Below are 22,368 nucleotides of genomic sequence, written 5' to 3'. Positions count from 1 at the left end.
GGTCAGACTACGACCATGGGGGGTCGCCTGACGCCGTAGGCTTGGCCCATGCCGGATCGTGTCTCGTCCCCCCTGCTGGACGCGCTCGCCGACCGCGTGGTCGTCGCCGACGGCGCAATGGGCACCATGCTCCAATCCGTAGACCTCAGCCTCGACGACTTCGCAGGTCACGAAGGCTGCAACGAGATGCTGAACGTGACAAGGCCGGATGTGGTGCGCGCGGTGCACCGCGGGTACCTGGAGGCGGGTGCCGACGCGGTGGAGACCAACACCTTCGGCGCGAACCTGGCCAACCTGGGTGAGTACGGCATCGCCGACCGCATCTTCGAGCTGTCCCGGCTGGGCGCCGAGCTGGCCCGCGAGGTCGCCGACGAGTTCGGCGAACCCGGCCGCCCCCGGTTCGTGCTCGGCTCGGTCGGTCCTGGCACCAAGCTGCCCACCCTGGGCCACACCTCCTTCGCCACCCTGCGCGACGCCTACCAGGAGCAGGTGCGCGGCCTGCTGGTGGGCGGCGCGGACGCGGTGGTCGTGGAGACCTCCCAGGACCTGCTGCAGACCAAGGCGTCGATCATCGGCGCCAAGCGCGCCATGGCCGCCGAGGGCATCCGGGTGCCGATCATCGCGCAGGTCACCGTCGAGACCACCGGCACCATGCTGCTGGGCTCGGAGATCGGCGCGGCGCTCAACGCGCTGGAGCCGCTGGGCATCGACCTGATCGGGATGAACTGCGCCACCGGCCCGGCCGAGATGAGCGAGCACCTGCGCCACCTGGCCAAGCACGCGCGGGTGCCGCTGTCGGTCATGCCCAACGCGGGCCTGCCCGAGCTGGGGCCCAACGGGGCGGTCTACCCGCTGACCCCGGAGGAGCTGGCGGCGGCGCTGTCCGGCTTCGTCACCGAGTTCGGCGCGCGCCTGGTCGGCGGCTGCTGCGGCACCACCGCCGAGCACGTCCGCCAGGTCGCCGAGGCGGTCCGGGCGCTGCCCCCGACCTCGCGCCGCCCCCGCCCCGAGCCCGGCGTGTCCTCGCTCTACCAGGCCGTGCCGTTCCGCCAGGACGCCTCGGTGCTGATGATCGGCGAGCGCACCAACGCCAACGGGTCCAAGAAGTTCCGCGAGGCCATGCTGGCCGACCGGTTCGAGGACTGCGTGGAGATCGCCCGCGACCAGACCCGCGACGGCGCCCACCTGCTCGACCTCAACGTCGACTACGTCGGCCGCGACGGCGCGGCGGACATGCGGGAGCTGGCGGGCAGGCTGGCCACCGCCTCCACGCTGCCGATCATGCTCGACTCCACCGAGCCCGACGTGCTGGAGGCGGGCCTGGAGTGCCTGGGCGGCCGGTGCGCGGTGAACTCGGTGAACTACGAGGACGGCGACGGCCCGGACTCGCGGTTCCAGCGCATCATGCGGCTGGTCTCCGAGCACGGCGCCGCGGTGGTCGGCCTGTGCATCGACGAGGAGGGCCAGGCCCGCACCGCCGAGTGGAAGGTGCGCGTGGCGTCCCGGCTGGTCGAGGACCTGACCGGGAACTGGGGGATGCGCACCAGCGACATCATCATCGACTGCCTGACCTTCCCCATCTCCACCGGGCAGGAGGAGGTGCGCCGCGACGGCCTGGAGACCATCGAGGCCATCCGCGAGCTCAAGCGCCGCTACCCGGAGGTGCAGACCACGCTCGGCATCTCCAACATCTCCTTCGGCCTGAACCCGGCCGCGCGGCAGGTGCTCAACTCGGTGTTCCTGCACGAGTGCGTGCAGGCCGGGCTGGACACCGCGATCGTGCACGCCTCGAAGATCATCCCGATGGCGCGCATCCCCGACGAGCAGCGCGCGGTCGCGCTGGACCTGGTCTACGACCGCCGCCGCGAGGGCTACGACCCGCTGCAGGAGCTGATGCGGCTGTTCGAGGGCGTCACCACCTCGTCCGACCGGGCCTCCCGCGCCGAGGAGCTGGCCGCGCTGCCGCTGTTCGAGCGCCTGGAGCGGCGGATCGTCGACGGCGAGCGCACCGGTCTGGAAGCCGACCTGGAGCAGGCGCTGACCCAGCGCCCGGCGCTGCAGATCATCAACGACACGCTGCTGGCGGGCATGAAGACCGTGGGCGAGCTGTTCGGCTCCGGGCAGATGCAGCTGCCGTTCGTGCTCCAGTCCGCGGAGGTCATGAAGGCCGCCGTGGCCTACCTGGAGCCGCACATGGAGCGCTCCGACGACGGCGGCAAGGGCCGCATCGTGCTGGCCACGGTCAAGGGCGACGTGCACGACATCGGCAAGAACCTGGTGGACATCATCCTGTCCAACAACGGCTACGAGGTGGTCAACATCGGCATCAAGCAGCCGATCAACGCCATCCTCGACGCCGCCGAGGAGCACCGCGCCGACGCCATCGGCATGTCCGGCCTGCTGGTCAAGTCCACGGTGATCATGAAGGAGAACCTGGAGGAGATGAACTCGCGCGGGGTCGCCGACCGGTGGCCGGTGCTGCTCGGCGGGGCGGCGCTGACCCGCGCGTACGTGGAGAACGACCTGGCCGACCTGTACCAGGGGCAGGTGCGCTACGCCCGCGACGCCTTCGAGGGGCTGCGGCTGATGGACGGCATCATGGCGGTCAAGCGCGGTGAGGCCCCCGCGGTCGACCCGGAGGCCGAGCGCAAGGCCGCCGAGCGCAAGGCCCGCCGGGAGCGGTCGCTGCGCATCGCCGCCGAGCGCAAGGCCGCCCGCGCCGAGCCCGAGCCGGTGGGCCGCTCCGACGTGGCCACCGACGTGCCGATCCCGACCCCGCCGTTCTGGGGCACCCGCGTGGTCAAGGGCGTGCCGGTGGCCGACTACGCCGCGATGCTCGACGAGCGCGCCACCTTCATGGGCCAGTGGGGCCTGCGCGGCGCGCGCGGCGGCAACGGCCCCACCTACGAGGAGCTGGTGGAGACCGAGGGCAGGCCGCGGCTGCGGTACTGGCTGGACCGGCTGACCACCGAGGGCGTGCTGGCCAGCGCGGCGGTGGTCTACGGCTACTTCCCGTGCGTGTCCGAGGGCGACGACCTGGTGATCCTCACCGAGCCCCGGCCCGACGCGCCCGAGCGGCTGCGGTTCACCTTCCCCCGGCAGAAGCGCGACCGGCGGCTCTGCCTGGCCGACTTCTGGCGCCCGCGCTCCTCCGGCGAGGTGGACGTGATCGCCTTCCACCTGGTCACCATGGGCCAGCCGATCGCCGACTACGCCAACGACCTGTTCGCCAAGGACGCCTACCGGGAGTACCTGGAGGTGCACGGCCTGGGCGTGCAGCTGACCGAGGCGCTGGCCGAGTACTGGCACCGGCGCATCCGCGAGGAGCTGCGCTGGACCGACGGCACCGCGGTGGCCGAGGAGGACCCGAGCGAGGTGGAGGAGTTCTTCAAGCTCGGCTACCGGGGAGCCCGCTACTCGCTGGGCTACGGCGCCTGCCCGAACATGGAGGACCGGACCAAGGTCGTCGAGCTGCTGGAGCCGGAGCGGATCGGCGTGCGGCTGTCCGAGGAGCTGCAGCTGCACCCGGAGCAGTCGACCGACGCGTTCGTGGCCCACCACCCCGAGGCGAAGTACTTCAACGCGTGAGACCGCCGGGCCGGGCGGTCGAGCTCGTCGCGGGGACGTCACTGCTGGGCGTGTTCGTGGCGAGCGCGGGCCTGGTCCTGGACGCGGGTGACGAGCTGCTGCGCACGGGTGCGCGCGTGCCCGGCGTCGTGGTGCGGGTGCACGAGGCGACGAGGCCGCCCTCGTCGGTGGACGTGCGGTTCACCGTGGACGGCGTCGAGCGGGTCCGCACGCTGCTGTCGGACGATCGCGTGCCGCCGCACCGGGTCGGCGACCGGGTGACGGTGTTCCACGACCCCGCGGACCCCGACCGCGTGCGCACCGAGGAGGTCGCCAACGACCCCCTGTGGTCGACCGCGCTGCTCGCGGTGCCGCTGCTGCTCGGGGGCCTGCTGGTGGTGCGGGGCTGTTCCGGGCTGTTCGACCGTCGGCGCGCGACGCGCCGACGAAGGTGATGGAGGAAGTGCGTGGTTGAGCTGGACGCGGTGCTGTGGGACATGGACGGCACGCTGCTGGACTCGGAGAAGCTGTGGGACATCCCGCTCTACGAGTTCGCCGAGAAGCTGGGCGGCACGCTCTCGCACGCCACGCGGCAGAAGATGGTCGGCACCAACGTGCCGACCACGATGACGCTGCTGTTCGCGGAGGTGGGCGTCGAGCCGACCCCGGCGGACCTGGCCGATGGCGCGGCGTGGATCTCGCGGCGCACCGAGGAGGTCTTCCGCGCGGGCCTGCCGTGGCGGCCGGGGGCGCGCGAGGCGCTGCGGGCGGTGCGCTCCTCGGGGGTGCCGATGGCGCTGGTGACCTCCACCGAGCGGAGGTTGACCGAGGTCGCGCTGGACACCATCGGCCGCGACCTGTTCGACGCCACGGTGTGCGGCGACGAGGTGGGGGGCCGCAACAAGCCGCTGCCCGACCCGTACCTGAAGGCGGCCCGGCTGCTGGGCGCGGACCCGACGCGCTGCGTGGCCGTCGAGGACTCGCCGACCGGCGTGGCCTCCGCCGTGGCGGCGGGCTGCACCGTGCTGGTCGTGCCGTGCGACGTGCCGGTGGAGCCGGGGGAGCGCCGGGTCTTCCGCGACTCGCTGACCGGCGTCGACCACTCGCTGCTGACGACGCTGCTCTCAGCGGTAGGCTGAGCGGAGAGGAGGTGGTCATGGCCGCACCAGCACATCCGCCCTTCGACCCGCTGGTCGATCTCGCAGGCATGTGGACCACCGATCTCGCTGAGCGGTACCTGCCGATCGACGGCGTGCCACCGGCCAAGTACGAGTGCGTGGACGGACGACTGATTTTGAGCCCGTACGAGGCAGGACCCAACACGTATGCGGCTGCGGAGTTGCGCGACATCGTCAAGCCCGCCGCGCGCAAGGCCGGTCTCCGCGTCTACACCACGCTGAACGTCAGGTTCGGCGCGCAGCGGTGGATCCAACCGGATTTCGCGGTGGTGCGCAGCCCCGTGGAAGGTGTCTGGGTGGATGTGGAGGACGTGGTCCTCGTAGGCGAGTTCGTCTCGCCTACCAGCCGCCGACGGGACCGGATCGACAAACCCGCGCTGTGCGCGTCGGAAGGTGTCGAGTACTACCTGTTCGGTGAAGCGGATCTACGGCGGCGGTTCGCCTCGCTGAGGCTGTCCGCGCTCCGCGACGGCGTCTACCAGGTGGTCGCCGACGCCCGGTCGGGTGAGCGGTTCGAAGTCGATGACCCCTTCGAAATCTCGCTCGACCCGACCGAACTGCTGGACCTGTAGGGCTGCGCTCAGGCCGAAGTCAGGCGGGTCCGGCGGGTGGCCGGGTCGACGAGCAGGCCGAAGGCCAGGCCCAGCCCCAGCCACAGGGTGGCGGTCTCGGCCAGCGAGGCCAGCCGGAACTCCCACAGCAGCCCGGCGGGCACGTCCGCCGGGATCTGGTCCGGACCGGCCGGGAACACCACCAGCAGCACCACCGCCGCGGCGACCACCGCCAGCGCCACCGCGGTGAACCGCACCGGCTCGGCCAGGTGCGCCAGCCGCGCCGCCAGCACCCCGGCGCCGTGCACGACCAGCAGGCCCGCCGCGATCAGCCCCAGGTAGAGCACCGTCCGGTACTCCACGGTGGACCCGTCGCCCACCCCCGGCGGGTTGGCCGGGTACTTCACCGCGGGCATCAGCGCCGCCGCGCCGAACAGCGCCGCCGACAGCGCGACGCTGCGCGCGAACGGCGACCGCCGCGGCAACCACCGCCGCGCGCCCGCGTGGGCGGTGGCGAACAGCGCGCCGAGCGCGACCCCGACGACAACAGCGGCGAGCACACCACCGACCACCTGCGTGCCGCGGCTGACCAGTTCACCGTGCTCGTGGCCGTCCCCGACCTCGCCACGCGCCTGTTCGACCGCCAGCGCCGCGCGGATCGGCGCCTCCACCACGACCAGCCCGACCAGGCCCGCGAGCACCCCCGCGACCCCGCCCGCCGCCAGCCCCCGCAGCAGCACACCCCTGAACGAGTTCACCTCGCCCGCCCGTCCTGTAGCTCCACGCCGAACCACCCGAGCAGCCACCACGGCAGCCACACCGACCAGGCCACGTCAGTGGCAGGGGACGCCGAGCGCGTGGCGGCCGTCGTGGAAGAACTCGTGGACGACTTCGGCGGCGTGGCCGAGGGCGAGGCCGTTCTCCTGGAGCACGACCCAGGTCACCGCCAGGGCGAGCAGGGCGACGGCGTAGGCCCACCGGGGCAGCGCCGGGGAGAGCGGGTGCGAGGGGCTCGTCATGACCGATTCCTCCATGCCTCGTGGAAGGTCTGCAACAACGGCGCCGCAGCCGGTCTCCTGGCTCCCGGATCAGTGCTTCTCCCGCGTCTTCCCAGCCGCGCGGTGCGGCCAGTGACGTGCTCGGCGGGTTGGCTCCCCGGTCACAGTGGCGAGGACCGCGCCGGATTCCCACCGGCTTCCCGTCCACCGCGGCCTGCGCACGATAAGGGGCCGGGCCGCGTGCGCACAACGGGTGACCGGCGATGTCACCTCTGTAGCCGCGCGCGATCACCCCCGGAGGGCAGTGGGCAGTCACCGCACGTGCCGCCGCCGTCGAGCCGGTAGTACAGGCAGCAGCTGCGCCTGCGGAACGCGACCTCGCCGGGGAACGGGATGAAGTCGCCCGAGCCGGTGAACGGCGGCTGCGCGAGCATTCGCCGCCCGATGGCCACGCACTGCTCCGCCTCGGCGGCACCGCTGCGGCTCAGCGTGCGCAGGGCGCCCGCGATGGACGAGGCCGCGTTGCCCCACAGCAGGCCGCGCGCCACCGGGGTGACCCGGCGGATCGCGTCCACCACCGGTTCCAGGGCGTCGGCGATGCCTCCGCCCTCCACCGGGTCGGCGATCCTGACCCGCAGGCCGTCGGCGCTGTGGTGCCACCAGAGGTTGGCGGGCCGGATGTCCGGTGCTGCCCGCCCGGTGACGTGCGCGGCGACCACCGGGCACAGCAGCCGGGCGGTGTAGCCGAGGAAGAACAGCGACGCCGCCACGCGCGGTTCGCCGGTCCGGTAGCGCCGGGCGATCGCGTCGAGGGTGGCGGGCAGGGCGTCGCCGTCGAGCAGGGCGTCGCCGGACAGCCAGCTCGGGTCGGGGCGGCCGACGTCCAGGGCGAAGAACGGGCTGATGCCGCGGATCTCGCGCAGCGTGGTGAGGACTCGGGCGAACTGGGACACGCGGTCAGTCTGCCGTGCGTCCTCGGGCGGGTCCTACGGCACGTAGAAGGTCAGCAGGTCCGCGCGCACCGGTGGGAACAGCGCGCGCATCAGGGTGGCGTTCGGGCCGGGGTAGACGTCGGGGTGGCGGGCGGCCAGGCCCTGGATGCCGTGCGGGCCGAACAGCAGCGACGCGACCAGGTCCGGGGCCACGCCCGCGCCGCCCACCGCGGCCGGCCCCTGCATGGTGCCGCCCGCCCGCACCGGGCCCACCTCGCCCGCCGCGAACGGCAGGCGGACGTGGGAGGAGAAGAACGACACGACCGCCTCCCCGTCGGTGAGGCCCGCGCCCGCCAAGCGGGCCGACAGCACGGGGCGCAGGTGCTCCAGCAGCGCCACCGGGTCGGCGACCCGGACGTAGTAGCTGGCGGCCTCCTCCGGCGCGGGGCCGAGGAACGGCGCCAGCGCCTCGCCCGCGACCGTGCCGGGGCGCTCGGTGACCTCGGCCGCACCGGTCAGCGCCAGCAGGGCGCGGGCCGCTTCGGCGTCCACGGCGGCGACCTCGGTCAGGTGCGCCTCGGCGGTCCGGCCCGCGGCCACCGGCACGCCGTCGCGCTCGACCAGCCACTGCGTGCTGGCCTGGTGCGCGACCAGCCACCGCCACCGCGCGGGCGAGTGCGGCATCCGCAGGTCCGCGCGGGCCTGCTCGGCGTCCTGGAGGGCGGCCAGGGTCGGGATGTCGGCGGCGGTGGCCTCGCGCAGCAGGTGCCCGGAGGACTCCGGCCGGGTGGCGACCGGCCGGGTGGCCGGGATCGGGATGGCGTAGGTGTAGCCGAACCGCCGGTAGAAGTAGGGGATGCCGAGCATCACCTGGACCAGGTGCCCGCGCGCGGCGGACCGCTCGTGCGCCCACGCCATGAGCCCGCGGACCAGGCCGCGTCCCTCGTGCTCGCGGTGGGTGGCCACCAGTTCGACCTGTCCGGCCGGGATTTCCAGGCCGTCCAGCACCAGCGTCTCGTCCAGCAGCGTCGCGGTGGAGACCACGCGGTCGCCGTCCACCACCACCCCGCACGACTCGAACCCGGCATCGGGGTCCAGCACCACCAGGCGGTGGTCCTCGGCGTCCTCGGGTTCGCCCCGCTCGGCCAGCAGCGCGCCGATCTGGTCGAGGTCGCGCGGTTGCGCGGTGCGCAGCAGCATCCGGGCAGTGTGGCCGGATCGCGACGGGCCCGGCCAGCGGATTTCAACCGCCCGCGCGGGCCGTTCAGCAGTGGGTGGGCGGCACTTCCGGGGGACGACCGCGTCCCTCGTCGTACCGCCCACGCACGCCTGCCGCGGATTGATCAGACCGAGGCCAACAGCCACCGCTCACTGCTCGCGCCGTGGCAGTCGTATTGAACAATGGGGACGTTGTTGTCCGAACTGCGCTGGAAGACGTCGACACATCGGCCCGACTGCACGTTCCTGATGAGTCGGTGGCCGGGTACGGATGAGGGCTGGAGGGTCCACCGCTGGCTGGGGGCGTAGTGGCAGTCGTATTGGACCAGTCCGACATCGTTGCCGTTGTTCTGCTGGTAGATGTCCACGCACTTGTCGGTCATCTTGCTCCTGATGGCGTGCTCGCCATTTCCTCGGTCCTCGAGGTACCACTGCCGACTCGACGGCAGTTCGGCGCAGTCGAACTGCACGATCCGGGCGTCGTTGTTCCAAGAACGCTGGTATATGTCCCAGCACTTCCCGGTCTGGTCGTTGACCATCGCGTAGTAGTCGTGCTGGATCTCCGCCTGCGGTTCCTCCTCGGCGGCCGAGGCGAGGCCGTGAGGAGCGAACGCGAGGCCGAGCAGAGCCGCCGCGGAGAGCGTGAACCGGACGACGGACTTCACCATGTCGGGCAACCTTTCGCTGGGCGCATCGGGACTCTCGGAGCGAGAAGCCGATGCGAGACTGCGCCGAAAGTCCGGTCGCCGCAAGGCGTGCGCGTGATTTCACTCCCCACTGCCACCTGTCGAGGAACCGACCGCTGAACACCCCGAGGGGCGACCTCGCTCCGTAGTCGAGAATAATCGGATGAGTGACACGGTCGAGTGGGCTATTGCGAGGTGGGCGCGGAACGGCAAAATTCAATCCGAATGCTTTTGCTCGCCACCGCGATCATTTCAGCCGATCGGCCTCCGAGTGCCGGTGCCCCTGGTTCGATTCGCCGGTTCGGGCCGGGCTCCGGGCGGTGCCGGGGAAGCGGATCTCAGCCGCGCCCGCGCAGACCCTCCAGCAGCAGGTCCAGCACCCGGCCCGCGCGGACCGGGTCGTCGGTGGCCAGGAAGGCGCCGCTGATGCCGGTCAGCACGTCGACCGGGTCGACCTCCGGGCGCAGCACGCCCTGGTCCGCGCCCGCGTCCAGCAGCGTGGCGATCGCCTCGACCAGCCGTTCCAGGGAGTGCGCGTAAGGGGCCGCGCCGGAGGAGACGACCGCGCGCAGGGCGTCGGCCAGTCCCCGCTTGGTGGCCCGGTAGCCGAGGAAGCGGTCCATCCACGCCCGCAGCGCCTGGTCGGCGGGCAGCGCGCCGAGCAGTTCGGGGGCGGCGTCGCACAGCTTGTCCAGCTCGGCCCGGTAGACGGCCTCGGCCAGGGCTTCGCGGGTGGGGAAGTGCCGGTAGAGGGTGCCGATGCCCACGCCCGCCCGCTTGGCGATGGACTCCAGCGGCACCTCCGCGCCCTCCTGGGAGAACGCCTGCAGGGCGGTCGCGAGGAGGCGGTCGCGGTTGCGCCGGGCGTCGGCGCGCAGGGGGCGGGGGCTGGCGGCCTGCACGGCTCCTCCTGGAGGGTGTGACGCAGCTCGCGATGCTAAGTGGAGACTCCTCCGCTTACCGTCGAGTTAACGGAGGAGCCTCCGGTTCAGTGTAGGGCAGGGGATGGAGCACATGACCGAGCACATCAGCACCCCGTTCACCGCGGAGTCGACCGCCGCGCAGGTCGTGGCGGGCATCGACCTGACGGGTCGCCGCGCGGTGGTCACCGGGGGCGCCTCGGGCATCGGGGTGGAGACCGCGCGGGCGCTGGCGGGCGCGGGCGCCGACGTCACCCTGGCGGTCCGCGACATCGCGGCCGGGCAGCGCGCCGCCGCCGAGATCACCGCCGACACCGGCAACGGCCGCGTCGTGGTCGCCCCGCTGGACCTGACCGACCGGGCCTCCGTCGCGGCGTTCACCGCCAACTGGGACGGGCCGCTGCACGTCCTGGTCAACAACGCGGGCGTCATGGCCACGCCGCACACCCGCACGGCCGACGGCTGGGAACTGCAGTTCGCCACCAACCACCTCGGCCACTTCGCGCTGACCAGGGGCCTGCACCGGGCACTGGCCAGCGAGGGGGCGCGGGTGGTGTCGGTCAGCTCCTCCGCGCACCTGTGGTCGCCGGTGCTGTTCGAGGACGTCCACTTCACCGAGCGCCCGTACGACCCGTGGCTGGCCTACAGCCAGTCCAAGACCGCGAACGTGCTGTTCGCCGTCGAGGCGACCCGGCGCTGGGAGGCCGACGGCATCACGGTCAACTCCCTGATGCCCGGCGCGATCGAGACCAACCTCCAGCGCCACCTCGCGGAGGAGGAGCTGCGGCAGCTGCGCTCAGTGCTGGAGGCGCGAGGCATGCGGTGGAAGACGCCGCAGCAGGGCGCGGCGACCTCCGTGCTGGTGGCCACCTCGCCGCTGTTGGAGGGAGTGGGTGGGCGGTACTTCGAGGACTGCGCCGAGGCCCTGCCGCACCAGCCGGGCACCAGCCGCGGCGTGGCGGCCCACGCCCTGGACCCGGAGACCGCCGCCCGGCTGTGGGAGGTCTCGGAGAAGATCCTCGCGGGCTGAGCCCGCCGGTCCCCGCCGCGCGATAATCCGCTCGCGGTCCCACCCGGCCGCCACGCACAATCCCGCCCATGTCCTGGCTCCCGCACGACTTCGCCCACCCCACCCGCGTCGACATCGGCACCGGGCACCACCTGCGCCCGATCCGCGAGTCCGACGCCGCCCGGGACTACCCGGCGGTGATGGGCTCGCGGGAGCGGCTGTGGGCGTTGTACGGCCAGGTGTGGGGCTGGCCGCCCGCCACGATGACCCCCGAGCAGAACCGCGCCGACCTCGCCCGGCACGAGCGGGAGATCGAGGCGCACGAGTCGTTCAACTACGTGCTGTTCGACGCGGAGGAGAGCGCGGTGCTGGGCTGCGTCTACATCGACCCGGAGGGCGAGGACGCGCTGATCTCCTGGTGGGTGGTCGACGAGCACGCGGGCACCGACCTGGAACGCGCCCTCGACGCGTTCATCCCCCGGTGGATCGCCCGCGACTGGCCGTTCGCCAACCCCCGCTACGGCATCTGACCGGTCAGGTCCCGCGAGCGGCGGGGAGCGGGCAGGCCGCCGCCCGCGGCCGTGGCGGCGGATGGGAGGATGGACACTCGTGAAGACCTTCGACGAGCTGTTCGCCGAGCTGAGCGAACGCGCCCGCACCCGCCCCGAGGGGTCCGCCACCGCCGCCGCGCTGGAGGCCGGGGTCCACGCGCAGGGCAAGAAGGTGCTGGAGGAGGCGGGCGAGGTCTGGATCGCCGCGGAGCACGAGTCCGACGAGCGCCTGGCCGAGGAGATCTCCCAGCTGCTGTACCGGGTGCAGGTGCTGATGCTCGGCCGCGGTCTGACCCTCGAAGACGTCTACAAGCACCTGTGATCCTGGAAGTCGCCCCGCTCGACGTCCGCCCCGGCCTGGAGGGGGACTTCGAGCGGGCCTTCGCCCAGGCACGGGAGGTCATCGCCGCCTCTCCCGGCTTCGTGGGCCTGGAACTGCAGCGGTCGGTGCGGCGCCCCGGCCGGTACCTGCTGCTGGTGCGCTGGCGGACCCTGGAGGACCACACGGTCGGCTTCCGCCAGGGACCGCTGTACCCGCGCTGGAAGGCGCTGCTGCACCACTTCTACGACCCGCTCCCGGTCGTCGAGCACTTCCGCCCGGTCTGACCGGCGGCCTCGGGCGGTCAGTCGGCCCGGTCCAGGACCGTCTCCGAGCCCGCGTCCGGCTCCGGCCAGCCGGGGTAGGGCGGCGGGGTGCCGTCCCAGGCCGGGCAGCGCACCTTGTGGTCGCAGTAGTCGCACAGCCTGCTCCGGTTGGGCCGGAAGTCGCCGGTGCGCGCCGAGCGCAGGATGGCCTCCCAGATCGCCTCCAGGGTGCGCTCGAACCGGGCCAGCTCGGCCTCGTCGGGCGTGTAGGCCAGCGCCTGCCGATCGGCCAGGTACATCAGCCGCAGCTGCCGGGGCACCTGACCGCGCAGCCGCCACAGCACCAGCGCGTAGAACTTCATCTGGAACAGCGCCTTGGCCTCGCCGACCTCCCTCGGCGCGGCCCCGGTCTTGTAGTCCACCACCCGGATCTCACCGGTGGGGGCCACGTCCACGCGGTCGACGTAGCCGCGCAGCAGCACCCCGGAGGGCATCTCCCACTCCACCAGCAGCTCGCGCGACTCCGGGTCGAACCGGCGCGGGTCCTCCAGTCCGAAGTAGCCCTCCAGCAGGCTCTCCGCCGAGGCCAGCCAGGCGGCCTGCTCGTCGGCCTCGTCGGCGGTGAACAGCTCGGCGAACTCCGGGCGCTCCGCGCGCACCCGCTCCCAGGCCGGGGCCACCAGCTCGCGGGCCCGCTCGGGCAGCCGCTCGGCGGCGGGCAGGCTGAACAGGTCCTCCAGCACCGCGTGCACCACCGTGCCGCGCACCTGCGCCTTCGTCGGCTTCTCCGGCAGCCGGTCGACCGCCCGGAAGCGGTACAGCAGCGGGCACTGCTTGAAGTCACCCGCGCGCGAGGGCGACAGGGCCGGCCTGCGCACGGGTCGTTCGGTGGTCGTCGGCACTGCCATGCCAGCACGATATGCCACCCCACCGACAAGACCCGCGTGCCGCTCGGCGCCGCGTTCGACACCGCGTTCAACACCGCGGCCTGACACCGGGGCCCCTAGGCTTCCCCCGTGGCGAGCACCGGGAGTTGGCGTCGGCAGGCGGGCCGCGACGGCGGGCTGCCGCTGTTCCGCGCGGCGGGGGTGCCGGTGCTGCTGGCGCCCTCGTGGTGGCTGGGGTCGGCGGCCATCGTGGTGCTCTACGCGCCGCTGGCGAGCCGGATCTCACCGGACGCGAGCGGGCTGGCCGGCGTGCTGCTGGCCGCCACCTTCGCGGTGTTCCTCGGCCTGTCCGTGCTGGCCCACGAGCTGGGGCACTGCCTGGTGGCGCTGCGGCTGGGCCTGCCGGTGCGCAGGCTGCGGCTGTTCCTGCTGGGCGGGGTGTCCGAGGTCATGCGCACCCCCGGCAAACCCGGCCACGAGGGTTTGGTCGCCGTCGCCGGACCGGTGGTGTCGGTGGTGCTCGCGGGCGCCTTCGGCCTGGCCGCGCACGCCATGCCCGTGCGCGACGCGGTGTGGCTGCTGGTCGCGCAGACCGCGTTCGCCAACGCCGCGGTGGCGGTGTTCAACCTGCTGCCCGGCCTGCCGCTGGACGGCGGGCGCATCCTGCGCGCGGGGGTGTGGGCGCTGACCGGCCACCGGGCCTCGGGCACCAGGGCCGCGGTCGTGGGCGGCGGTGTCGTGGCCGCGCTGCTGGTGGCCTGGGCGGTGTGGGGCGTGCTGGAAGGCACCGAGGACCGCTGGCTGCGCTTCGGGGCGTGCCTGCTCACCGCGTGGTTCGTGGTCGCGGGCGCGCGCGGCGAGCTGTCCGCCGAGCGCAGGCGCGCCTGGCCGGAGGGGCTGACCCTGGGGGAGCTGGTCCGCCCGGTGCTGCAGCTGCCCGCCGAGAGCCCGGTGTCCGGGGCGCTGTCGGCCTCCGCCGGGCGCGGCGTGGTGCTGGTGCGCGCCGACGGGGTGGCCGCCGGCCTGCTGGACCGGGAGCTGGCGCGCAGGCTGGCCAGCACCTCCCCGCACGCGCCCGCAGAGCAGGCCGCGGTGCCGATCCGGCCGGAGACCGTGCTGCTGGAGAACGAGCCCGGCGACGAGGTGGCCGAGCGCGTGCACGGCACCGCCGCCTGGGAGTACCTGGTGGTGGACCTGGAGGGGCGGCCCGCTGGCGTGCTGCGCCGGGAGGACCTCAAGGCCGCGCTGAACCGCCGCTGAGCAGCCCGGCGTCCTGCGCCAGGATCGCCGCCTGCACCCGCGACCGCAGGTCCAGCTTGGCCAGCACGCGGGAGACGTGCGTCTTCACCGTGGTCTCGCCGATGTGCAGCCTGCGGCCGATCTGGTGGTTGGACAGCCCCTCGCCCAGGCAGCGCAGCACCTCCAGCTCCCGCTCGGTGAGCGCGTCCAGGTTCGCCGGGCGGGCGCGCGGCGGCGCCGAGGCGAACTCGCGCATCAGCCGCCGGGTCACGCTCGGCGCGAGCACCCCGTCACCCGCCGCGACCCGCCGCACCGCCTCGACCAGCGCGGGCGCGTCCACCGACTTGAGCAGGAAGCCCGCCGCGCCCGCCCGCAGCGCGCCGTGCACGTACTCGTCGAGGTCGAACGTGGTCAGCACGAGCACCTCGCACACGCCCGCCAGCCGCCGGGTCGCCTCGATGCCGTCCAAGCCGGGCATCCGCACGTCCATCAGCACCACGTCCGGCCGCAGCTCGCGGGCCAGCCGCACGGCCCGCTCGCCGTCGGCGGCCTCGCCGACCACCTCCACGTCGGGGGCCCCGCCCAGGATCATCACCAGGCCCGCGCGGATGGCCGCGTGGTCGTCGGCCACCAGCACCCGGACCGCCCCCGCGCTCACAGCGCCGTCCCCAGGGGCAGCTCCGCCCGCACGACCCACCCGCCGTCCACCGGCCCGGCGCGGAAGGACCCGCCCACCGCGTGCGCGCGTTCGGCCATGCTCACCAGCCCCGTCCCCGTCCCCCGCGCCACGCCGTCGCGCAGCGGGTTGCGCACGACCACCACCAGCCTCCTGACCTGCCGTTCCACCACCAGGGACACCTCCGATCGGGGCGCGTGCTTGAGCGCGTTGGTCAGCGACTCCTGCACGATCCGGTACGCCGCGACGTCGACGGCTACCGGCAGCCCGTCCACGTTCCCGACCACCGCACCCACGCGCAGCCCGCCCGCGCGGGCCGACTCCACCAGCCGACCCACCTCGCCCAGCCGCGCGGTCACCGGCTCGTCCACCGGGTCGTCCGCCCGCAGCACGTCGATCATGGTGCGCATCTCGGTCAACGACCGCAGGCTGTTCTCGCGCACCGACTTCAGCACCGTGCGCACCAGCTCGGGGTCCTTGCCCGGAGCGGACAGCAGCGCCTCGGACTGGATCGCGATGGCCGACAGGTGCCCGGCGACCACGTCGTGCAGGTCGCGGGCCATCCGGGCGCGCTCGGCGCTCACCGCGGCCCTGCGGTCCAGCTCGGCCATCCGGGCCACCCGCTCCGCGCCCTCCCGGTGCTCCCGGATGTTGGCCGCCCACCACACCGGCACGATGAGCAGCGAGAACACCTGGAGCCCCGCGCCGAGCGACTGCCGCCAGTCACCCAGCACCGCCACCACCGCCACCACCGCCACGGTGATCACCGCCACGGCGGCCCTGATCACCCGGTGCAGCCGCCGCGAGCCGTCCAGCGCGGCCACGTGCAGCACGTCGATCATCACCCCGGTCACCGGCAGGCTGGACCCCAGCGCGGTGTCGGCCGCGCAGGCGGCCACCACGACGGCCAGGGCGAGCGGGGGAGCGGTGTGCCGGAACAGCTGCCCGGCGCAGGCCACGCCCAGCAGGGCCAGCCGCACCCCGGTGGAGGCGTGGTCGCCCGAACCCCACATCCGGTCCAGGCCCAGCAGGTAGGCCAGGGCGCCCAGGGCGAAGGACCCGAGCGCCACCAGCACGTCGCGGCGCGTCGAGCGGATCAGCACACCGGTCATCACAGCACACGGCCGGGCCCGGCTCGTCCTACGAAGTGATGACGCGCTGTGGTCCGCTCCGCCGACGACGCGCGTCGTGCGCGGGCGGCACGCTCCACACCGTGGAACCGCTGGTGTGGGTGATCGTGGCGTGCGAGGTCGGCTTCTGGGTGGTGCTGGCGGCGGGGCTGGTGGCCCGGTACGCGCTGCGCAGGCCACGGCTGGGCGCGGTGCTGCTGATGGGCACGCCGCTGGTGGACGTGGTGCTGCTGGTCGCGGCGGCGCTGGACCTGGCCACCGGCGGTCAGGCCCGGACCGCGCACGGGCTGGCCGCCGTCTACCTGGGCTTCAGCGTCGCGTTCGGGCACTCCGTCCTGCGCTGGGCCGACCAGCGCGTCGCCCACCGGTTCGCCGGTGGGCCGCCGCCGGTCAAGCCGCCCGAGCACGGGCAGGCGCGGGTGCGCTACGAGTGGCGGGAGTGGGGCAAGTTCGTGCTGGCCACGGCCGTGGCGGCGGCCGTGGTCGGGCTGCTCACCCTGGTGGCGGGCGACCCGGCGCGCACCGCGCCGCTGTGGGGCCAGCTGGGCGGCCTGGGCGTGGTGGGCGTGATCTGGTTGGTCGGCTGGCCGGTCTGGGTGACCGCGCGCGAGCTCAGCCGAGGCCGCTGACCGGCCGCCGCGGGCCTTCTGCGACCATCGTGCGCTGTTGTTCGCGTGCTTTTAGCAGGAGGTTCGCCGCGGTGAGCACCGCCAGTGGTCCGTTCCAGCCCGGAGACCGGGTGCAGTTGACCGACCCGAAGGGACGGCACTACACCATCGTGCTCGAACCGGGCAAGGAGTACCACACCCACCGCGGCGCGCTGCCGCACGACAAGCTGATCGGGCAGCCGGAGGGGTCGGTGGTGACCTCCGTCGGCGGCACCTCGTTCCTGGCGCTGCGTCCGCTGCTGGCCGACTACGTGCTGTCCATGCCGCGCGGCGCGCAGGTGATCTACCCCAAGGACGCCGCCCAGATCGTCATGTACGGCGACGTCTTCCCCGGCGCGCGGGTGCTGGAGGCGGGCGCGGGCTCGGGCGCGCTGACCTGCTCGCTGCTGCGCGCGGTGGGGGAGAAGGGCAGCGTCACCTCCTACGAGGTGCGCCAGGACCACGCCGACCACGCGGTGCGCAACGTCGAGCAGTTCTTCGGCGAGCGCCCCGGCAACTGGTCGCTGACCGTGGGCGACCTGGCCGACCACGAGGGCGAGGTGGACCGGGTCGTGCTGGACATGCTCGCCCCGTGGGACGTGCTGCCCACGGTGGCCCGCAGCCTGATCCCCGGCGGCGTGCTGGTGGTCTACGTGGCCACCACCACGCAGCTGTCCAAGGTCACCGAGGCGCTGCGCGAGCAGCAGCACTGGACCGAGCCGCAGGCTTGGGAGACCCTGGTGCGGCCGTGGCACGTGGTCGGCCTGGCGGTGCGGCCGGAGCACCGGATGATCGCGCACACCGCGTTCCTGCTGACCACCCGCAGGCTGGCCGACGGCGTCACGCCGCCCCGGCCGCAGCGCCGCCCGTCCAAGGGCTGAGCAGCGAAAACGGCCCGTGCGACGAGCGCACGGGCCGTGCGGCGCGTTCGGTGGGCGGGTCGGTCAGCGCTCGAACTCGAACATGCCGCAGACCTTCCAGTCGCCGTCCTCCTTGACCAGCTTCACCTTCTGCGGCCCGTCCTTGATGAACTCCTTGAGGTCCTCGGGGACGTTGGAGAACTTCGCGTTGACCGTGGCCTGGGCGGTGTCACCGTTCTCGGTGACCTCGCCGAGGGTGTAGGTCGCCTTGATGTCCTTGAGCTTCGAATCCGGCTCGGACGGCGCGGCGATGCCCTCGTCGGTGATCTCGTCGACCTTCTTCCGGTCGGCGGCGCACAGCAGCTCCTTCATCCCGGAGTCCTTCGCGGCCGCGTTGCTGTTGAGCTGCTTGACGTAGGCCTGGGCGGTGTCCTCGGCGCTGCCGCCGCCCATGGTGAGCACCAGCGTGATCACCACGCCGATCACCACCAGCGCGCCGACGCCGCCCAGGACCCAGGGCAGCGGGCTCTTCTTCCGCGGCGGTGCGCCGTAGGGATCGCCGAAACCACCCGGTTGGCCGTAACCGGGCTGCTGGCCGTAGGGGCCGGGGTGACCGGGCTGGCCGTACGGCGGCTGCCCAGGACCGGGCTGACCGGGCTGCCCGAAACCACCCGAGGGCGGCCCGTACCCCGGCTGCTGCCCACCCTGTGGGAAGCCCTGGGGCGGCGGCGGGTAGCCGCCCGGCTGCTGGCCGTACCCCGGCTGCTGACCGAACTGGCCTGGTTGCTGGCCGAATGGGCCAGGCTGCTGGCCGTACGGACCCGGCTGCTGGGGCGGGACGGACATCACGTTCTCCTAGAACTCGCCGCTGGTGGCGTTGGACACTGCCGGGAACACGTCAGTGTGGGACTCGTTATCGGACGCACCGTAGCGGGTAGGCGGTTCCGGCTGACACCGGTATGGAGCAGTTGGTCCGGCCGAGCGAGCGGAATGCGTGATCGCACCACGCCCGACCGGCCAGAGGGTGGCCGCTTTTGTCGGTGATCGCCGGTACCGTTGTCGTACGAACACGGGAGGAGGGTGCCGACATGCAGCACGGTCATCCCGGCAGCCAGCCCGATGAGGGCGGCGAGCTGAACAATGGCAACAACTCTGGTGAGCTGGCAGCGCAGATCAGGTTCCTGGAGGACGAGATCGCGTTGCTGCGCCGCAAGTTGACGGAATCCCCACGACACGTCCGCCTGTTGGAACAGCGATTGGCGGAGGCGACGGAACGCGTCAGCCAACTGACCGAGCGCAACACCAAGCTCATCGACACCCTTCGAGAAGCACGGAGCCAGCTGCTCGCGCTGCGCGAGGAGGTCGACCGCCTGGCCCAGCCGCCCAGCGGCTACGGAGTGTTCCTGAACAGGTTCGAGGACGGCACGGTGGACGTGTTCACCTCCGGCCGTCGGATGCGGGTCTCGGTTTCGCCTGCGGTGGAGGCGTCGTCGCTGGTCATGGGCCAGTCGGTGCGCCTGAACGAGGCGCTGACCGTGGTCGAGGGCGGCGACTTCGAGCGCATCGGCGAGGTGTGCACGCTGCGCGAGGTGCTGGAGTCCGAGGCCGAGGGCTCGGTGGGCCGGGCGCTGGTGGTCGGGCACGCCGACGAGGAGCGGGTGGTCTGGCTGGCGCAGCCGCTGCTGGACGCGCCGCTCAAGGCGGGCGACTCGCTGCTGGTGGACTCGAAGGCGGGCTTCGCCTACGAGCGGGTCCCCAAGGCCGAGGTCGAGGACCTCGTGCTGGAGGAGGTCCCGGACGTCAAGTACACCGACATCGGCGGTCTGGGCAGGCAGATCGAGCAGATCCGCGACGCGGTGGAGCTGCCGTTCCTGCACGCCGACCTGTTCCGCGAGTACAAGCTGCGCCCGCCCAAGGGCGTGCTGCTCTACGGCCCCCCCGGCTGCGGCAAGACGCTGATCGCCAAGGCGGTGGCGAACTCGCTGGCCAAGCAGGTCGCCGCCGCGCGCGGGGACGACCACCGCGAGGCCAAGTCCTACTTCCTCAACATCAAGGGCCCGGAGCTGCTCAACAAGTTCGTCGGCGAGACCGAGCGGCACATCCGGCTGATCTTCCAGCGGGCGCGCGAGAAGGCCTCCGAGGGCACCCCGGTGATCGTGTTCTTCGACGAGATGGACTCGATCTTCCGCACCAGGGGCAGCGGCGTGTCCTCCGACGTGGAGACCACGATCGTGCCGCAGCTGCTGAGCGAGATCGACGGTGTGGAGGGCTTGGAGAACGTCATCGTCATCGGCGCCTCCAACCGCGAGGACATGATCGACCCGGCGATCCTGCGGCCCGGCCGCCTCGACGTGAAGATCAAGATCGAGCGGCCCGACGCCGAGGGCGCGAAGGACATCTTCAACAAGTACCTCACGCCCGACCTGCCGATCCACGCCGACGACCTGGCCGAGTTCGGCGGCGACCCGGCGGCCTGCATCCAGGGCATGGTGCAGCACACCGTCGAGCGGATGTACGAGGAGTCCGACGAGAACCGGTTCCTGGAGGTCACCTACGCCAACGGTGACAAGGAGGTCCTGTACTTCCGGGACTTCAACTCCGGGGCCATGATCCAGAACATCGTCGACCGGGCGAAGAAGGCGGCGATCAAGTCGCTGCTGGACACCAAGCAGCCCGGCCTGTCGGTCCGGCACCTGCTGGACGCGATAGTGGACGAGTTCGCCGAGAACGAGGACCTGCCCAACACCACCAACCCGGACGACTGGGCGCGCATCTCGGGCAAGAAGGGCGAGCGGATCGTCTACATCCGCACCCTGGTGACCGGGAAGAACCAGGAGTCCGGCCGGGCGATCGACACGGCGACCAACACCGGCCAGTACCTGTAGGCCGCGACCGGCGCTCCCCCTTCCCCGCCCGCGCCGGGGGAGGGGGAGTCGCACGTCAGCCCCCGGCGGTGACCAGGCCGGACTCGTAGGCGGCGATCACCAGTTGCGCCCGGTCGCGCGCCTGCAGCTTGTGCAGCAGGCGGCCGATGTGCGTCTTGACCGTCCCGACCGACAGGTGCAGGACCTGGGTGATCTCGGCGTTGGACAGGCCGCGCGCGATCAGCGAGAGCACCTCGCGCTCCCGGTCGGTGACGCCGGCCAGGGTCACCGACCGCGGCGCGGGCCTGCGACCGAACTCGGCGATCAGGCGCTTGGTCACCCGCGGCGAGAGCAGGGCCTCGCCCGCCGCGACCACGCGGATCGCGGCCAGCAGGTCCGCGGGTGGGGTGTCCTTGAGCAGGAACCCGCTGGCCCCGGCGCGCAGCGCCGCGTAGACGTACTCGTCCAGGTCGAACGTGGTGAGCACGAGGACCTTGGCGTGGTCGCCGTCCCCGGCGATCCGCCGGGTGGCCTCGATGCCGTCCACGCCGGGCATCCGCACGTCCATCAGCACCACGTCCGGCGACGTGCGCCGCACCACCTCGCAGGCCGTCGCGCCGTCGCCCGCCTCGCCCACCACGCGCAGGTCGGGCGCGGAGTCCACCAGGACGCGGAAGCTGCCGCGCAGCAGCGCCTGGTCGTCGACGATGACCACCTCGATCACGTGAACGGCACCTCCGCCAGCACCCGGAACCCGCCCGCGTGCGCCGGGCCGGTGGTCAGCGTGCCACCGTAGAGGTCCACCCGCTCCCGCATCCCGGCCAGGCCGTGCCCGTCCCCTCCCGGCAGCGACCGGCCCCCCGGCCCGTCGTCGGTCACCTCGACCCGCACCGACTCCGCCTCGACGGCCACGGCCACCTCGCACCGCGCGGGCGCGGCGTGCTTGACCACGTTGGTCACCGACTCCTGGACGATCCGGTACACCGCCAGCCCCACCCCGTCGGGCACGTCCCCGCCGCTGACCCGCAGCGACACCTCGACCCCCGCCAGCGCCGCGCTGGCGGCCAGGTCCGGCAGATCCGCCAGCCCCGGCAGGGGCGCCAGCTCGGCCTCGCCGCCCTCGTCCCGCAGCACCCCCAGCAGCCTGCGCATCTCCACGAGCGTGCCGCGGCTGGTCCGCTCGATCACCCCCAGCGCCTCGCGGGCGACCGCGGCGTCCTCGACGTGGTTGGCCACGCCCGCCTTGACCGCGATCACGCTGAGGCTGTGCGCCACCACGTCGTGCAGCTCGCGGGCGATGCGCAGCCGCTCCCGCGCGACGGCCCGCGACGCCTCCTCGACGGCGGTCCGCGCGTCGTAGGCGCGGCGCAGGCGCACAGTGCGGCCCAGCATCCACGACGAGGCCAGCACCAGCGCGACGGCCAGGGCGAGGCCGATGTCGTCGGGCCACGGCTGGCCGATGAACAGCGCCACCGCGGCCGTCGCCAGGCTGACCGCCAGCGCGGCCACCGAGCGCCTCCGGGGCACCTCCACCCCGACCATGTAGAGGGCGAACGCCGAAGGCGTGTACATCTCCAGGGTGATGTCCGCGACGGTGCCCGCGTTCTGCGCGGTCAGCACCACGGCCAGCACCGGTAGCGGCCACTTGCGGCGCACCGCCAGCGGCGCCCCGACCAGGAACGCCAGCGGGTAGCCCAGCCACAGCGGCGCGGTGCTCACCTGGGCGAAGTGCAGGTACAGCATCGTCACCACCGCGGCGGCCGCCACGTCCAGCGCGACGAGGTACGCGGTGGGCAGCAGGCGGATCACGCGGGAGGTCACCGGCCGACCGTAGCCGGCCGCGCGCCCCGGTGGATCGGACCACGGTCCG

24 protein-coding genes and 1 riboswitch are annotated in these 22,368 nt (G+C 73.0%); of the genes, 12 read left to right on the top strand and 12 right to left on the bottom strand.

Features of this window, described 5'->3' with window-relative positions:
* Positions 1 to 48 precede the first annotated feature (48 nt).
* The 4 genes from metH to JOF41_RS15765 are packed head-to-tail and all read left to right on the top strand — an operon-like array spanning position 49 to position 5,317.
* Positions 49 to 3,588 carry a methionine synthase gene (metH, locus tag JOF41_RS15780; protein WP_209619853.1) on the top strand — a complete coding sequence of 1,180 codons (3,540 nt, stop codon included), beginning with the start codon at positions 49 to 51 and terminating at the stop codon, positions 3,586 to 3,588.
* Positions 3,585 to 4,022: a DUF3592 domain-containing protein gene (locus tag JOF41_RS15775; protein ID WP_209619850.1), complete on the top strand. Its 438-nt coding sequence runs from the start codon at positions 3,585 to 3,587 to the stop codon at positions 4,020 to 4,022. Before metH ends, JOF41_RS15775 begins: the two co-directional genes overlap by 4 nt.
* Before the next feature lie 12 nt (positions 4,023 to 4,034).
* Positions 4,035 to 4,706, top strand: coding sequence for an HAD family hydrolase (locus JOF41_RS15770; protein WP_209619848.1), 672 nt, complete (start codon positions 4,035 to 4,037; stop codon positions 4,704 to 4,706).
* A gap of 17 nt (positions 4,707 to 4,723) precedes the next feature.
* Positions 4,724 to 5,317 carry a Uma2 family endonuclease gene (locus JOF41_RS15765; protein ID WP_189227374.1) on the top strand — a complete coding sequence of 198 codons (594 nt, stop codon included), beginning with the start codon at positions 4,724 to 4,726 and terminating at the stop codon, positions 5,315 to 5,317.
* An 8-nt stretch (positions 5,318 to 5,325) separates the two neighbouring features.
* On the opposite strand, the gene JOF41_RS15760 is transcribed toward JOF41_RS15765, so the two are convergent.
* The 6 genes from JOF41_RS15760 to JOF41_RS15735 form a co-directional block, all read right to left on the bottom strand.
* Positions 5,326 to 6,054: a CbtA family protein gene (locus JOF41_RS15760; protein ID WP_209619845.1), complete on the bottom strand. Its 729-nt coding sequence runs from the start codon at positions 6,052 to 6,054 to the stop codon at positions 5,326 to 5,328.
* 75 nt (positions 6,055 to 6,129) lie between these two features.
* On the bottom strand, positions 6,130 to 6,315 hold the full coding sequence (locus JOF41_RS15755) for a CbtB domain-containing protein (protein ID WP_189227376.1): 186 nt from the start codon (positions 6,313 to 6,315) through the stop codon (positions 6,130 to 6,132).
* 30 nt (positions 6,316 to 6,345) lie between these two features.
* Positions 6,346 to 6,521, bottom strand: a riboswitch (cobalamin riboswitch).
* 39 nt (positions 6,522 to 6,560) lie between these two features.
* Entirely contained in the window at positions 6,561 to 7,247 is a 687-nt protein-coding gene (locus JOF41_RS15750; RefSeq protein WP_209619841.1) for a (2Fe-2S)-binding protein, read from the bottom strand.
* Positions 7,248 to 7,280: 33 nt separating this feature from the next.
* Positions 7,281 to 8,426, bottom strand: a complete 1,146-nt coding sequence (locus JOF41_RS15745) for a GNAT family N-acetyltransferase (RefSeq protein ID WP_209619839.1) — start codon at positions 8,424 to 8,426, stop codon at positions 7,281 to 7,283.
* Positions 8,427 to 8,569: 143 nt separating this feature from the next.
* On the bottom strand, positions 8,570 to 9,112 hold the full coding sequence (locus tag JOF41_RS15740; RefSeq protein WP_189227378.1) for an RICIN domain-containing protein: 543 nt from the start codon (positions 9,110 to 9,112) through the stop codon (positions 8,570 to 8,572).
* A gap of 356 nt (positions 9,113 to 9,468) precedes the next feature.
* Complete coding sequence (locus tag JOF41_RS15735) at positions 9,469 to 10,032, bottom strand: TetR/AcrR family transcriptional regulator (RefSeq protein WP_189227379.1); 564 nt, start codon at positions 10,030 to 10,032, stop codon at positions 9,469 to 9,471.
* Positions 10,033 to 10,144: 112 nt separating this feature from the next.
* Between JOF41_RS15735 and JOF41_RS15730 the strand changes: the two genes are divergently transcribed.
* The 4 genes from JOF41_RS15730 to JOF41_RS15715 all read left to right on the top strand — a co-directional run bounded on the left by JOF41_RS15730 (position 10,145) and on the right by JOF41_RS15715 (position 12,216).
* A complete protein-coding gene (locus tag JOF41_RS15730; RefSeq protein WP_189227380.1) occupies positions 10,145 to 11,080 on the top strand; it encodes an SDR family NAD(P)-dependent oxidoreductase in 936 nt (311 codons plus the stop codon).
* A 68-nt stretch (positions 11,081 to 11,148) separates the two neighbouring features.
* Positions 11,149 to 11,589: a GNAT family N-acetyltransferase gene (locus tag JOF41_RS15725; protein ID WP_209619837.1), complete on the top strand. Its 441-nt coding sequence runs from the start codon at positions 11,149 to 11,151 to the stop codon at positions 11,587 to 11,589.
* A gap of 79 nt (positions 11,590 to 11,668) precedes the next feature.
* Positions 11,669 to 11,932, top strand: coding sequence for a phosphoribosyl-ATP diphosphatase (locus JOF41_RS15720; protein WP_209619835.1), 264 nt, complete (start codon positions 11,669 to 11,671; stop codon positions 11,930 to 11,932).
* Complete coding sequence (locus tag JOF41_RS15715) at positions 11,929 to 12,216, top strand: antibiotic biosynthesis monooxygenase family protein (protein WP_209619833.1); 288 nt, start codon at positions 11,929 to 11,931, stop codon at positions 12,214 to 12,216. The genes JOF41_RS15720 and JOF41_RS15715 overlap by 4 nt, the downstream gene beginning before the upstream one ends.
* Before the next feature lie 17 nt (positions 12,217 to 12,233).
* Here the strand turns inward: JOF41_RS15715 and JOF41_RS15710 are convergent, their stop codons facing one another.
* A complete protein-coding gene (locus JOF41_RS15710; RefSeq protein ID WP_189227384.1) occupies positions 12,234 to 13,103 on the bottom strand; it encodes a RecB family exonuclease in 870 nt (289 codons plus the stop codon).
* A gap of 108 nt (positions 13,104 to 13,211) precedes the next feature.
* On the opposite strand from JOF41_RS15710, the gene JOF41_RS15705 reads away from it, so the two are divergent.
* Positions 13,212 to 14,342: a site-2 protease family protein gene (locus JOF41_RS15705; RefSeq protein ID WP_209619831.1), complete on the top strand. Its 1,131-nt coding sequence runs from the start codon at positions 13,212 to 13,214 to the stop codon at positions 14,340 to 14,342.
* Here the strand turns inward: JOF41_RS15705 and JOF41_RS15700 are convergent.
* Complete coding sequence (locus tag JOF41_RS15700) at positions 14,317 to 14,979, bottom strand: response regulator (RefSeq protein ID WP_209619829.1); 663 nt, start codon at positions 14,977 to 14,979, stop codon at positions 14,317 to 14,319. The two genes, JOF41_RS15705 and JOF41_RS15700, sit on opposite strands and share 26 nt — an antisense overlap.
* Entirely contained in the window at positions 14,976 to 16,109 is a 1,134-nt protein-coding gene (locus JOF41_RS15695; protein WP_209619827.1) for a sensor histidine kinase, read from the bottom strand. The genes JOF41_RS15700 and JOF41_RS15695 overlap by 4 nt, the downstream gene beginning before the upstream one ends.
* 101 nt (positions 16,110 to 16,210) lie before the next feature.
* On the opposite strand from JOF41_RS15695, the gene JOF41_RS15690 reads away from it, so the two are divergent.
* Together JOF41_RS15690 and JOF41_RS15685 are read left to right on the top strand one after the other, a co-directional pair.
* Positions 16,211 to 16,756, top strand: coding sequence for a hypothetical protein (locus tag JOF41_RS15690; RefSeq protein WP_189227388.1), 546 nt, complete (start codon positions 16,211 to 16,213; stop codon positions 16,754 to 16,756).
* Positions 16,757 to 16,827: 71 nt separating this feature from the next.
* Entirely contained in the window at positions 16,828 to 17,655 is an 828-nt protein-coding gene (locus tag JOF41_RS15685) for a tRNA (adenine-N1)-methyltransferase (RefSeq protein WP_189227389.1), read from the top strand.
* Between the two features lie 63 nt (positions 17,656 to 17,718).
* On the opposite strand, the gene JOF41_RS15680 is transcribed toward JOF41_RS15685, so the two are convergent.
* Entirely contained in the window at positions 17,719 to 18,480 is a 762-nt protein-coding gene (locus JOF41_RS15680; RefSeq protein WP_189227390.1) for an Rv0361 family membrane protein, read from the bottom strand.
* Positions 18,481 to 18,722: 242 nt separating this feature from the next.
* Between JOF41_RS15680 and arc the strand changes: the two genes are divergently transcribed.
* Entirely contained in the window at positions 18,723 to 20,519 is a 1,797-nt protein-coding gene (arc, locus tag JOF41_RS15675; RefSeq protein WP_189227391.1) for a proteasome ATPase, read from the top strand.
* 55 nt (positions 20,520 to 20,574) lie between these two features.
* Here the strand turns inward: arc and JOF41_RS15670 are convergent, their stop codons facing one another.
* Positions 20,575 to 21,222 (bottom strand): response regulator, encoded by a 648-nt coding sequence (locus JOF41_RS15670; RefSeq protein WP_209619826.1) that lies wholly within the window; start codon positions 21,220 to 21,222, stop codon positions 20,575 to 20,577.
* Positions 21,219 to 22,319, bottom strand: coding sequence for a sensor histidine kinase (locus JOF41_RS15665; protein WP_209619824.1), 1,101 nt, complete (start codon positions 22,317 to 22,319; stop codon positions 21,219 to 21,221). The genes JOF41_RS15670 and JOF41_RS15665 overlap by 4 nt, the downstream gene beginning before the upstream one ends.
* Positions 22,320 to 22,368: the final 49 nt, after the last annotated feature.

This window comes from Saccharothrix coeruleofusca (genome assembly GCF_017876325.1).
In the GTDB taxonomy this organism is placed as follows: domain Bacteria; phylum Actinomycetota; class Actinomycetes; order Mycobacteriales; family Pseudonocardiaceae; genus Actinosynnema; species Actinosynnema coeruleofuscum.
The sequence above is the reverse complement of the archived record's forward strand: the minus strand, read 5'-3'. Positions and strand labels throughout refer to the sequence as shown.

What these genes read in the sequence shown, in the direction of transcription:
- metH (WP_209619853.1), top strand. Translation starts at nt 49, where the DNA reads ATGCCGGATCGTGTCTCGTCCCCCCTGCTGGACGCGCTCGCCGACCGC.
- JOF41_RS15765 (WP_189227374.1), top strand. Translation starts at nt 4,724, where the DNA reads ATGGCCGCACCAGCACATCCGCCCTTCGACCCGCTGGTCGATCTCGCA.
- JOF41_RS15755 (WP_189227376.1), bottom strand. Translation starts at nt 6,315, where the DNA reads ATGACGAGCCCCTCGCACCCGCTCTCCCCGGCGCTGCCCCGGTGGGCC.
- JOF41_RS15745 (WP_209619839.1), bottom strand. Translation starts at nt 8,426, where the DNA reads ATGCTGCTGCGCACCGCGCAACCGCGCGACCTCGACCAGATCGGCGCG.
- JOF41_RS15740 (WP_189227378.1), bottom strand. Translation starts at nt 9,112, where the DNA reads ATGGTGAAGTCCGTCGTCCGGTTCACGCTCTCCGCGGCGGCTCTGCTC.
- JOF41_RS15730 (WP_189227380.1), top strand. Translation starts at nt 10,145, where the DNA reads ATGACCGAGCACATCAGCACCCCGTTCACCGCGGAGTCGACCGCCGCG.
- JOF41_RS15725 (WP_209619837.1), top strand. Translation starts at nt 11,149, where the DNA reads ATGTCCTGGCTCCCGCACGACTTCGCCCACCCCACCCGCGTCGACATC.
- JOF41_RS15710 (WP_189227384.1), bottom strand. Translation starts at nt 13,103, where the DNA reads ATGGCAGTGCCGACGACCACCGAACGACCCGTGCGCAGGCCGGCCCTG.
- JOF41_RS15695 (WP_209619827.1), bottom strand. Translation starts at nt 16,109, where the DNA reads ATGACCGGTGTGCTGATCCGCTCGACGCGCCGCGACGTGCTGGTGGCG.
- JOF41_RS15680 (WP_189227390.1), bottom strand. Translation starts at nt 18,480, where the DNA reads ATGTCCGTCCCGCCCCAGCAGCCGGGTCCGTACGGCCAGCAGCCTGGC.
- arc (WP_189227391.1), top strand. Translation starts at nt 18,723, where the DNA reads ATGCAGCACGGTCATCCCGGCAGCCAGCCCGATGAGGGCGGCGAGCTG.